Origin of the sequence: Corallococcus sp. AB011P, from assembly GCF_003611605.1 — a bacterium.
Taxonomy (GTDB): domain Bacteria; phylum Myxococcota; class Myxococcia; order Myxococcales; family Myxococcaceae; genus Corallococcus; species Corallococcus coralloides.
In genome coordinates, this window is sequence record NZ_RAVX01000004.1 from 257,510 (window position 1) to 269,303 (window position 11,794).

Annotated in this window: 7 protein-coding genes; 4 read left to right on the top strand and 3 right to left on the bottom strand. The window is 70.9% G+C overall.

Annotation, left to right across the window (positions count from 1 at the left end; translation table 11 throughout):
- The first annotated feature begins 536 nt into the window (after window positions 1-536).
- Complete coding sequence (locus D7X30_RS14395) at window positions 537-2,429, top strand: glycoside hydrolase family 18 protein (RefSeq protein ID WP_120563485.1); 1,893 nt, start codon at window positions 537-539, stop codon at window positions 2,427-2,429.
- A gap of 30 nt (window positions 2,430-2,459) precedes the next feature.
- Here the strand turns inward: D7X30_RS14395 and purL are convergent, their stop codons facing one another.
- Window positions 2,460-6,356, bottom strand: a complete 3,897-nt coding sequence (gene purL / locus D7X30_RS14400; RefSeq protein ID WP_120563486.1) for a phosphoribosylformylglycinamidine synthase — start codon at window positions 6,354-6,356, stop codon at window positions 2,460-2,462.
- A 258-nt stretch (window positions 6,357-6,614) separates the two neighbouring features.
- Between purL and D7X30_RS14405 the strand changes: the two genes are divergently transcribed.
- From D7X30_RS14405 to D7X30_RS14415, 3 genes are all read left to right on the top strand, one after another.
- The gene (locus tag D7X30_RS14405) at window positions 6,615-8,504 is read left to right on the top strand and encodes a M4 family metallopeptidase (RefSeq protein WP_120563487.1); all 1,890 of its coding nucleotides are present in this window, start codon (window positions 6,615-6,617) and stop codon (window positions 8,502-8,504) included.
- 129 nt (window positions 8,505-8,633) lie between these two features.
- A complete protein-coding gene (locus D7X30_RS14410) occupies window positions 8,634-9,191 on the top strand; it encodes a DUF2378 family protein (RefSeq protein WP_120563488.1) in 558 nt (185 codons plus the stop codon).
- A gap of 12 nt (window positions 9,192-9,203) precedes the next feature.
- A complete protein-coding gene (locus D7X30_RS14415) occupies window positions 9,204-10,298 on the top strand; it encodes a hypothetical protein (RefSeq protein ID WP_120563489.1) in 1,095 nt (364 codons plus the stop codon).
- 12 nt (window positions 10,299-10,310) lie between these two features.
- On the opposite strand, the gene D7X30_RS14420 is transcribed toward D7X30_RS14415, so the two are convergent.
- A complete protein-coding gene (locus D7X30_RS14420; RefSeq protein ID WP_120563490.1) occupies window positions 10,311-11,150 on the bottom strand; it encodes a hypothetical protein in 840 nt (279 codons plus the stop codon).
- Between the two features lie 168 nt (window positions 11,151-11,318).
- A complete protein-coding gene (locus D7X30_RS14425) occupies window positions 11,319-11,762 on the bottom strand; it encodes a DUF2383 domain-containing protein (protein ID WP_120563491.1) in 444 nt (147 codons plus the stop codon).
- Between the last annotated feature and the right edge of the window lie 32 nt (window positions 11,763-11,794).

The window sequence follows — 11,794 nt, forward strand, 5'->3', positions numbered from 1 at the left end:
CCGCATGCTGCGAGAACCTGTCCGACAGTCGGACAGGTTTGGAGGGAGCCGGGCCCGGGTGGGGACCGCTGGCCGAGCCCCCGACGTGGCGTCCGCGCGTGCATGGCGTCGCGCACCTGCGGGCTGGCAGCCCCGGGCCTCAGGGGCGGAAACCTGTCCGACTGTCGGACAGGTTTTGAGGGAACCGGGCCCGGGTAGGCGCCGCTGGCCGTGCCCCCACCTTCGCGTCCGCGCACGCACGACGTCGTGGCCCGCCTCGGTGCTCCGCGAGGCTCGCGTCCTCGGATTCATGCGGTGCGAACCTGTCCGACTGTCGGACAGGTTTTGAGCGGGCCGGCCTCGGGCAGGGGCCTCTGTGTCCGTGCTCCACCTTGGCGTCCGCGTACTCATGACGTCGCGGCCCCGCGCGGCGCTCCGTTGGGCTCGAGATCTCACGGAAGATTTCCGGTCGTGGGACTCTTTGACGAACTCCTGGCGGCCTACCTGGTGCCTCGATGCAGGACGGGCCTCCCCTCCCTCTGCGAGGATGGGCGACCATGCGACGACCTCTGGCTGGACTCCGGGTGCTGCTGACCGCGCTCTTGCTGGGCGGCGCTTCCCAGGGAGCGCCCCCTCCGAAAGCAGCGCCTCCCACGCAGCCCCAGGTGACGTGGATCTATCAGGACCGGTTGGCCCCGCCCTGGGAGGACCTGACGTGGGCCGGGGCGCACGCGATGAGCGCTACCGTGTCAGGGTCCTCGGGCAGTCACGCCATCTCCGTGACGCTGGGGCCCTGGGAGGCGCTGTACTTCGGCCACCCGGGCTTCGACGTGTCACCGGATGACACGCTGGTGCTGAAGGTGAACGGTGGGAAGGACGGTGCGAACGCGGCGGTGCGCGCTCGCGTCGTCATCGGCTCCGAACAGCCCGTGGGCGTGCCCCTGGGCCCCACCTGCGAGGGCGGCGCCATCCCGGCCCGGAAGTGGACGACCTGCCGCGTGCCACTGGCGAAGCTGCTGCCCGAAGGCCGCACGCGCATCACCGGCCTGTGGCTCCAGGAGGACAGCGGCAGGACTCTGCCGCCCCTCTCCTTCGATGACATCGGCATCGAGCAGGGCCCCCGGCCGGTGACCCTCACGCTGGAGACGCCCGCCGTCTTCCTGGCTCCGGGCGCCACGCACGCCTTCCGCGCCACCGTGACGAACAGCACGGACACGGACGTGGCCTGGAGCGTGGAGCCCGGAAACGAGCGGGGCACCATCAGCCCCGCTGGGGTCTACACCGCGCCCCGCAAGCCGGGCACGTACCGGGTGATGGCACGGAGCAAGGCGGACCCGAGCCAGGTGGCCCAGGCCAGCGTGGTGGTGAGTGCATCCCCGGCCGTGAAGGGTCCTCCAGGCCAGGGAGGCAAGTGGGTGTCTGGCTACTACACGGGCTGGAACGCGGACGACTATCCGCCGGAGAAGGTGGACTTCAGCGCGCTCACGCACATCCTCGTGGGCCGCGTCACGCCGAAGGCGGACGGCACGCTGAGCACGAAGTTCGACAATGACCGGGGGCCGGAAATCGCCCGCACGCTGTCAAAGCGCGCGCATGCGGCGGGCCGCAAGGCGCTCATCATGGTGGGCGGCTCCGGTGAGCACGACGGATGGGTGGGCGCCGCGTCCGACGCGAACCGCGCGAAGTTCGTCCGCTCGCTGCTGAAGGCGATGGACGACTTCGGCTACGACGGCCTGGACCTGGACTGGGAGCCCGTGGAGAAGGAGGACCGGCCGCAGCTGCTGGCCCTGGTGAAGGCCCTCCGCGAGGCGCGGCCGAAGATGCTCCTCACCTTCCCCCTCCACTGGATCAACACCAACTTCCCCACCGACGCCGACCCCTGGTTCGCGGAGCTGGCGACACACTTCGACCAGATGAACCTGATGTCCTACGAGATGATTGGCGCGTGGGACGGCTGGAAGTCCTGGCACACGTCCGCGCTGAAGGGCGAACAGGGGCTGCATCCCACGTCCATCGCGTCCAGCCTGGACCTGTGGGTGAAGGCCGGCATCCCCAAGGCGAAGCTGGGCATCGGCATCCCCTTCTATGGCCTTGCGTGGCGCCACATCACCGGGCCCTACCAGCCCTTCACGAACTGGTCCGACTACGTGGGCGGGGACAACTCGTTCACCTACAAGAAGATCCTCCGCTATTCGAAGCAGGGGAAGTACCAGTGGGACGAGAAGGCCCAGGCCAGCTACCTGACGTTCGCCAAGGACAAGCTCGTGGAGGACGGCACGGTGACGTGGATCTCCTACGACAGCCCGCAGGCCATCTCCGCCAAGGGCGCCTTCGTGAAGCAGGAGGGCTACGGCGGCACCATCATCTGGACGATCAACCAGGGGTGCACGGACGCGGAGACCGGCGCCAACCCGCTGCTGGACGCGGTGAAGGCGGCCTTCCTCCCGTAGCGGCGAGGAAGGCCCCGTCCCGCGGACGCGTCAGCCCAGGGTGACGCGGGCGTTGCGGAACATGCGCATCCAGGGGCCGTCCTCGCCCCACTCCGCCGGGTGCCAGGAGTGCTGCACGGTGCGGTGCACACGCTCCGGGTGCGGCATGGTGATGGTGAAGCGCCCGTCCTTCGTGGTGACGCCCGCGATGCCGTGCGGCGAGCCGTTGGGGTTGGCCGGGTACTTCGCCGCCACCTGGCCCCGGTTGTCCACCCAGCGCGTCGTCACCAGTCCGGCGGCGTTGAAGCGCGCGGCGGCATCCGCGTTGGCGAACTCCGCCCGCCCCTCGCCGTGCGACACGACGATGAGCATCCGGCTGCCCTCCATGCCCTTGTAGAAGAGCGACGGCGACGGCGCGATTTCGACCGTGCCCAGGCGGGCCTCGAACTGCTCGGACGCGTTGCGCACGAAGCGCGGCCAGCCTTCCGCGCCGGGGATGAGCTCGCGCAGCTGCGCGAACATCTGGCAGCCGTTGCACGCACCCAGGCCGAAGCTGTCCGGCCGCGCGAAGAACTCCGAGAAGGCGTCCCGCGTGCGCGGGTTGAAGAGGATGGACTTCGCCCACCCGCCGCCCGCGCCCAGCACGTCGCCGTAGCTGAAGCCGCCGCACGCCATCACGCCGTGGAAGTCCTTCAGCGACACGCGGCCCGACAACAGGTCGCTCATGTGCACGTCCACCGCGGCGAAGCCCGCGCGGGTGAACGCCGCCGCCATCTCCTGCTGGCTGTTGACGCCCTGCTCACGCAGCACCGCCACGCGCGGCCGGGCCCCCTTGGCGATGTACGGCGCCGCCACGTCCACCTTCGGATCGAACGTGAGCACGGGCGACAGGCCCGGGTCCTGCGCGTCGCACTTCGCGGAGTACTCCTCCTCCGCGCAGGTGGGGTTGTCGCGCAGCTTCTGGATTTCGTAGCTCACGCGGGACCAGGTGCGCTTGAGCGCCACCGTCTCCTCCGCGAGCAGCTCCCGGCCGCCGTGCCGCACGCGCACCACTTGCTGGGACGTGGGCCGTCCCAGCTCGTGGACGTGCGCCCCCAGGCCGTGGCGGGTGAAGGCATCACGCACGCGAGCCACGTCGGACGCGCGCACCTGCACCACCGCGCCCAGCTCCTCGTTGAAGAGGGCCGCCACCGCGTCGCCGCCCAGCGGGGCCAGCTCCACGTCCAGACCGCAGTGGCCCGCGAAGGCCATCTCCGCGAGCGTGGCCCAGAGGCCGCCATCGGAGCGGTCGTGGTACGCGAGCAGCACGCCTGCCGCGTGCAGCTCCTGCACCGCCGCGAAGAAGCCCTTCAGCGCCGCCGCGTCATCCACGTCCGGGCACTCCGGGCCCACCTGCTGGTGCACCTGCGCCAGCACGGACGCGCCCAGCCGCTGCCGGCCCTTCGCCACGTCCAGCAGCAAGAGGCGCGTGTCCCCCGCCACGTCCACCGGCTGCGGCGTCAGCGTGACGCGCGCGTCCAGCACCGGCGCGAACGCGGTGATGATGAGCGACAGGGGCGACGTCACCGCCTTCTTCTGGCCGTCCTCCTGCCACTGCGTGCGCATGGACATGGAGTCCTTGCCCACCGGGATGGCGATGCCCAGCGCGGGGCACAGCTCCATGCCCACCGCGTGCACGGCGGCGTAGAGGTTCGCGTCCTCGCCGGGGCTGCCCGCCGCCGCCATCCAGTTCGCGGACAGCTTCACGTCCGACAGCTTCCCGATGCGCGCCGCCGCCAGGTTGGTGAGCGCCTCGCCCACCGCCATGCGCGCGGAGGCCGCCGCGTCCACCAGCGCCACCGGCGTGCGCTCGCCGAGCGCCATCGCCTCGCCCGTGTCGGACATCAGCGACGCCAGCGTCACCGCGCAGTCCGCCACCGGCACCTGCCACGGCCCCACCATCTGGTCACGCGCGGTGTGGCCGCCCACGGAGCGGTCGCCAATGGTGATGAGGAACGACTTGTCCGCCACCGTCGGGTGCGACAGCACCGCGTGTGCCGCGGCCTTCAAGTCGGACGAGATGCTCAGCGGCGCGTGCTTCAGCGGGCGCGACGCGAACTCGCGGTGCATGCGCGGCGCCTTGCCGAAGAGGACGTCCATGGGCAGCGCGATGGGCGTGTCCCCCAGCTCGCGGTCCGTGAGCGTGAGCACCTGCTCCGCCGTGGCCTCGCCCAGCACGGCGAAGGGGGCGCGCTCGCGCTCGCACAGCGCGGCGAAGCGCGCCAGGTCCTCTGGCGCCACGCCCAGCACGTAGCGCTCCTGCGCCTCGTTGCACCAGATTTCCACCGGGGACATGCCCGGCTCGTCGTTGGGCACCTCCCGCAGCTCCAGCCGGCCGCCCAGCTCGTTGTCGTGCGCCAGCTCCGGCAGCGCGTTGGACAGGCCGCCCGCGCCCACGTCGTGGATGGAGCGCACGGGGTTCGCATCGCCCTGCATCCAGCACTGGTCGATGACCTCCTGGCAGCGGCGCTCCATCTCCGCGTTGTCCCGCTGCACGGAGGCGAAGTCCAAGTCCGCCGCGCTCGCGCCCTGCGCCATGGAGGACGCCGCGCCACCGCCCAGGCCAATGAGCATCGCCGGGCCGCCCAGCACGATGAGCTTGTCGCCCGCGCGCAGCGGGGCCTTCTTCACGTGGCCCGCGCGGATGTTGCCCAGGCCGCCCGCCAGCATGATGGGCTTGTGGTAGCCGCGCACCTCCACACCCTCGGGCGTGGGCACCTGCTGCTCGAAGCTGCGGAAGTAGCCGGTGAGGTTGGGCCGGCCGAACTCGTTGTTGAACGCGGCGCCGCCCAGCGGGCCGTCCACCATGATGTCCAGCGCGGACACGATGCGGTCCGGCTTGCCATAGGGCGCCTCCCACGGCCGCGCGTAGTCCGGCAGGCGCAGGTGGCTGACGGAGAAGCCGGTGAGCCCCGCCTTGGGCTTCGCGCCGCGCCCGGTGGCGCCCTCGTCGCGGATTTCACCGCCCGCGCCCGTGGCCGCGCCCGGGTACGGCGAGATGGCGGTGGGATGGTTGTGCGTCTCCACCTTCATCATGATGTGGGCCGGCTCGCGCACGGTGCCCCACTCGCGCCCCTCGCCCTGCGGGAAGAAGCGCTCCACCTCGAAGCCCTCGATGACGGCGGCGTTGTCCTTGTACGCGGACAGCACTCCGCCCGGGCTCTGGGCATGGGTGTTCTTGATGGCCTGGAACAGCGAGCGCTCTCGCGGCTGGCCATCCACCGTCCACGACGCGTTGAAGATTTTGTGGCGGCAGTGCTCGCTGTTCGCCTGCGCGAACATCATCAACTCCACGTCGGTGGGGTTGCGCTTGAGCTCCGTGAAGCGCGCCACCAGGTAGTCGATTTCGTCCTCCGCCAGCGCCAGGCCCAGCTCGCCGTTGGCCTTCGCCAGCGCCGCGCGGCCTCCGCCCAGCACGTCCACGCGCGTGAGCGGCCGGGGCGAGTCCGTGCGGAACAGCACCTCCGCGTCCTCCAGCCGGGGCAGCACCGCCTGCGTCATCCGGTCGTGGAGCACCGCATGCACGCCCTCCGCCTCGTTCGCGTCCAACTCACGGCCGCCCGGGCCGGTGAGGAAGAACGCGATGCCGCGCTCCATGCGGCGCACCTGCGTGAGGCCACAGTGGTGCGCGATGTCCGTCGCCTTGGAGGCCCAGGGCGACACCGTGCCCGGACGCGGCACGACCAACAGCAGCGTGCCCGTGCGCTCGCGCTTCGCCGTGTGGGGGCCGTACTCCAGAAGGCGCCCCAGCCGCTCCGACTCGTCCTGCGTCAGCGGCGCGGACGCGTCCACGAAGTGCACGAACTCCGAGTAGAGGGTGGCCACCGTCGGCACCCGCTCCCGGCAGCGGGCGAGCAGCTTGGCGAGCCTGAATTCGGAGAGGGCCGGAGCCCCGCGCAGCGTGAGCATGAAGGTCCTTGCGAACGGGTGACGGGAGGTAACAGCGGGGCCGTCCTTATCACCGCGCCTCGCGTCACAACGTCCGGAGTTCGTGCCAGGACGCCCGCACAGCACCCAGGTGGGTGAACCACCGCCGACGTGGGCGCGCCTCCGGACTCAGCCTTATTTCCAACACTCCCAGTCCTCCCTGAATTCATCTGACAGTCAGGGCTCCATGCTTTGCTCGCGAGGCTTTACAGACTCGTTTCGTCACACTGGGGGCATGTCATGACGCGAAAGAACCGCTGGCTCCTCGCCGGCCTGACGTTCACGCTGTCCGCATGTGGAGCGGGAGGTCCTGGCGCCGAGGCACCCTCCGCTCCTTCCGAAGCCCGCCTGGGAGACATGAAGTCAGCGCTGGGAGCATTGCCCGGCGCGGAGGTGCGGGGGGTGCACGCGGACGGCGTGCCCCAGTTCATCCTGGGCGCACTGGGCACGACGGGCCGGCCCGTCTCCGGTGCCAGCGCCTGGCAGGCGCACGCGCTCCTGGAGCCCACCCTGCTGCGCGTGCTGCCCGCCTTCCGGCTGACGACGAAGGACCTGGTGCCCAAGCGCATCCACCGGGACGAGCTGGGCAATACGCACCTGCGCTACACGCAGACCAAGGGCGGGCTCCCGGTGGTGAACGAGGAGCTCCTCGTCCACCTGGACGCGCGGGGTCAGGTGTACGCGGTGAACGGCACCGCGCGTGACGGCGAGCCCCTGCCGGCCCCCGCTCGCATCGCTCCGGAGGCCGCGAGCGAGGCGGCGCTGGCGGCGTCCCCGGCGGGCAGCAGCGCGGGAGCGCCCCGGGAGGTCTTCGTCCGGCCGACCCCGGAGGCGCCCCTGGTCCGCGCCTTCGAGGTGGTGGTGTCCGGACAGGACGCGGACGGCATGGCCCTGCGCGACCGCGTCTACGTGAGCGCGGCGGATGGACAGGAGGTGCTGCGCGCGCCGGAGATCCACGCCGCGCGCTACCGCAACGTGTGCTCGGTGGGCGGCAGCAACAACGGCACGTGCCGGGTTGAAGGCCAGGCGGACACCGGCGACACGGCCATCGACAAGACGTATGACAACCTGGGCCTCTTCTACGACTGCTTCCAGCAGAACTTCGGCCGCGATTCGTGGAACGGCTGGGGCGGCCAGTTGCTGGCGCAGGTGCACTACGGCACCAGCTACGCGAACGCGTACTTCGACGGCACGAAGCTGGTCTGCGGTGACGGCAGCCTGCCCCAGCTGGGGCAGCCGTGCGAGGACCCGGACATCGTCGTGCACGAGTTCATGCACGGCGTCACCGAGACCACGTCCGACCTCATCTACAGCGGCGAGTCCGGCGCGCTCACCGAGTCGCTGTCGGACATCTACGCCGCCACCTGCGACAGCTGGGCCTCGGGCACCTGGAGCACCGCGACGTCCGTGTGGCACATCGCCGAGACGGCCTGGACCCCCGGCACGTCCGGGGATGCCCTGCGCTACATGAACGACCCCGCGGCGGATGGCTACTCCGTGGACTACGCCCCGGACCTGAACAGCGGCACGGACGTGCACTCCGGCGCCGGCGTGGCCAACCTGGCGTTCAAGCTGATGGCCACCGGCGGCGTGCACCCGCGAGGCAAGACGCTGGTGAACGTGCCGGCCATCGGCGTGGAGGCCGCGGCCCACATCTTCTGGTACGCCAACATGAACCTCTTCACCCGCACCACCAACCTCTACGCGGCCAGGTTGGCGACGCGGGTGGCGGCGCAGAGCCTGGGCTACAACACCGCCGTCCAGGACGCGGTGGATGCAGCGTGGCTCGCGGTGGGCGTGGGCGTCACGACGTCGCCCTCGTGTACTCCGCTGCCCAACAACACCACGGTGTCGCTCATCACCGGCAACGCCTCGTCGCAGAAGTACTACTGCTTCGACGTGCCGGCGAACACGCCCGCCACGGTGAGCATCTCCGGCGGCACCGGGGACGCGGACCTCTACACGCGCTTCGACTTCGCGCCCACGACGCAGATATTCGACTGCCGTCCCTACCTGACGGGCAACAACGAGACGTGCAACCTGGTGGGGCAGCCCATCGCCGGCCGGCAGTACCTCCTGCTCCGGGGCTTCACCGCCTACAGCGGCGTGAGCCTCTCCGTGGCCTGGTGACGCACCTGGCGCTTCCCCTCACCGCGCACCGGCGGTGAGGGTGGGCGCGGGGGGGCTGGCCTCCTCCCGGGCCCTGGGCGAAGAATGCGCGCCCGGGGCCTGTTCAGGTCCCGGCAAGGACGGAGGGCCATGAGGGACGAGCGCGTCATCTTCAGCAGCAGCGTGGACAGCCTGTACCGCAAGGTGCTGGCCCCCTCCCTGACGCCCGAGCTGGTGGACCGGCTGCGCGCGCGGGGGATGAACCTGCACGCCCCGCTGCTCGCCGCGTACCCGCTGGCCGTCTGGGTGGACTGCCTGGCCGACACGGCCCGCACGCTCCACCCCGACCAGCCGGTGGAGCAGGGCCGGCGCCGGATGGGCCGGCGGATGGTGGAGGGCTACGCGCAGACGCTGGTGGGCGGCGCGGTCCTCACGCTGGCGCGCGTGGTGGGCCCCATGCGCTCGCTGGAGCGGATGCAGCACAACTTCCGCAGCGGCAACAACTACACGGAGACGCGGCTCACCGTGCTGGGCCCCACCCAGGCGGACCTCTGGTTCAACGAACCGGAGGCCCTGGAGGGCTTCGTGGACGGAGTGCTGGAGGAAGGGATGTTGCGCGTGGGAGTCCAGGGCTTCACCCTGCACCGCACCCGCCACTCGCCCGATTCCGCCACCTATCACCTGGAGTGGGCCGACCGGTCCTCCTGACCCCCTGCCTTCATGTCTTCCATCCTCTCGACGCTGCCCGCCCTCTACCAGGACCTCCTGCCGGCCTTCTTCCGCAAGGACGCCCCGACGGAAGAGAAGGCCACCTGCTCCAACTGCGCCATGAGCCGCGCCTCCGCGCAGGCCACGGTGGAGTCGGTGGACGGGGCGGAGCACCTGTTCCGGCCGGACACCAAGTGCTGCACGTACCAGCCGCGGCTGCCCAACTACCTCGTGGGCGCGCTCCTGTCGGATGACTCGCCGCAGATGGCGGAGGGGCGCCGGCGCATCGAAGCCAAAATCGACAGCCGCATCGGCGTGAGCCCGCAGTGGGTGAAGCCGCCCGCGAAGTTCAACCACCTGTACAAGAACGCGCACCAGTTCTTCGGCCGCGCGTCGTCGCTGCGCTGCCCGTACTACGCGCTGGAGTCCGGCGGCTGCACCATCTGGGCGTACCGCGAGTCCGTCTGCTCCACGTTCTTCTGCAAGTACGTGGCGGGCCGCGACGGTCAGCGCTTCTGGATGTCGCTCAAGACGTACCTGACGCTGGCGGAGTTCCAGCTGTCGCGCCACGCGCTGCTCCAGCTGATGCCGGAGTTCCTCATGGACGGCCGCGACAAGGCGGAGGTGGCCACCGGCCCGCTGTCCGTGGAGGACCTGGACGACGCGGCGCCCCCGGCCAAGGTGTACGCCGCGCTCTGGAAGGGCTACGCCGGGATGGAGAGGGACTTCTACCGCGCCTGCTACGACGCCGTGCGCGCCGTGTCCCGGGACGGGCTGGAGCGGATGCTGGGCCTGGACGGCACCATCGAACAGAAGGTGCTGGAGAAGCTGTACACCCAGGCCACCGCGCCCACGCTGCCGCGCGTGCTGCGCTTCAACCCGGACGCGACGGTGAAGTGGCTGCCGGACGGCAGCGTCGCGCTGGGCTCGTACAGCGAATACGACGCGGTGGCGCTGCCGGGTGAGGCCTACTCGCTCCTGGTGGAGTTCACCGGCCAGAAGTCCGTGGAGGCCGTCCGCCAGCACCTGCGAGACCACAAGCAGGCGGACCTGGATCCGGACATCCTCCTGGAGCTGCACCGGCACCGCATCCTCATCGAGCCCTGAGAGGGCCGCGCCTCAGGGCTGGCCCGCGAAGGCGCCCACGTCGCGCAGCCAGCGGGCGATCTTCTGGGTGCGCTCCCACGCGGGCTCGGCGGCGACCAGGTGCTCCGCCAGCCACGCGCTGAAGGCCGGGTCGCCCGCGCGCAGCCACGCGGCGGACTCGGCCAGCTCATGGGCGGCGGCCTCCCACGCGCGGCGCACGGCGCTGGCCACGGCCATCAGCTCCGCGATGCAGCGGGTGAACACCTCCATGCCCACGGTGACTTCGTTGGCGCTGTCGCCGCAGGACAGGGCCAGCGCGCGCAGGTGGCCCAGGTCCTTGAGCAGTCCCTGCTCCAAGGCCGCGGCGGTGCCCAGCCGGGCCTGGGCGGCGCGCTGGAGCAGCTCCACGTCCTCGCAGAGCTGGCGCCAGGCCGCGTCGTCCCCGGCGGGGAAGCCGCCCCGGCGGCGCAGGCGCACGCCCACGGCCTGCCACAGGTTGCAGAAGACGAGCACCTCCTCGACGCTGCGGCGCACGTGCGGCGGGATGTGGTCCAGGAAGTCCACCACGGAAGCGCGGGATTCACGGATGAACGCGTCACCCCGGGGGGTGGCCTCCACCACGCCGCGCGCGAGCTGGAGCACGCGCCAGGCCCACTGCAGAGCGCGCTCGGAGGTGGTGAAGAGCACCTCCAGGCCGGTGCCCAGGGCGCCCGCGGCGTAGCTGGTGTCGGCGGTCGTCGGGGAGGGAACGGACGCAGGTCCACCGTCTTCGGCGCGCACGTCGGGCGGGCGGGAAGCCGGTGCCCCCGCGTCCTCGCTGTCGGTGACGGTCCCGGGCTCGCGCGGCCCCGGCACCGTGTGCTCGCGCCCCATGTGCTTCTTCGCCCTCGTTCGCCGGTGGAAGTCCCCTCCTTCCGACTATCGCACGCTCCCTGAAAGCCTCCAGGCCTGGATGCGGGGACGTGCGATGCACCACAAGGCGCCCATCCCCTCAACCCGGATGGGCACCTTGGGATGTCCGGCACCGCGCAACCCCTACGCTCAGTGCAGGGTCGGGTTCTTCTTCAGTGCACTGAGTCGCGCGTGCGTCTGCTTCTGCGAGGGCAGCAGCTGCTGACGGACGAAGGTGCGCGCCTCGCCGTGCAGCTTGTCCACGTCCCGGCTGTAGTCCTTCAGGCCGTGGTCCTCGCCCTCCTCCAGCGCGTCGATGGCGCGCTTCTCCCCCAGCAGGTCCGCGCCGGCCTGGACGACCTTGGCGAAGATGCCCCAGGGACCGGAGCCATCCGCGGGCTTTCCGCCCAGCTTCTCGATGCGCTCCTTGAGGGCCTCGACGCGCTTCTCGTGGTCGTGGAGGCAGGCCTCCACCTCCGTCTTCGCGACCTCGGTCTCGATGTGCTTCGAGGCGAGCCGGTAGGTCTCCACTGCGGAGATCTCACCCCGCAGGAAGGAGTTCAGCGTCTCGAGTTCAGCGGCGGCATTGGCCATGACGTCATCTCCTTGATTCGGATGGGTCGAAA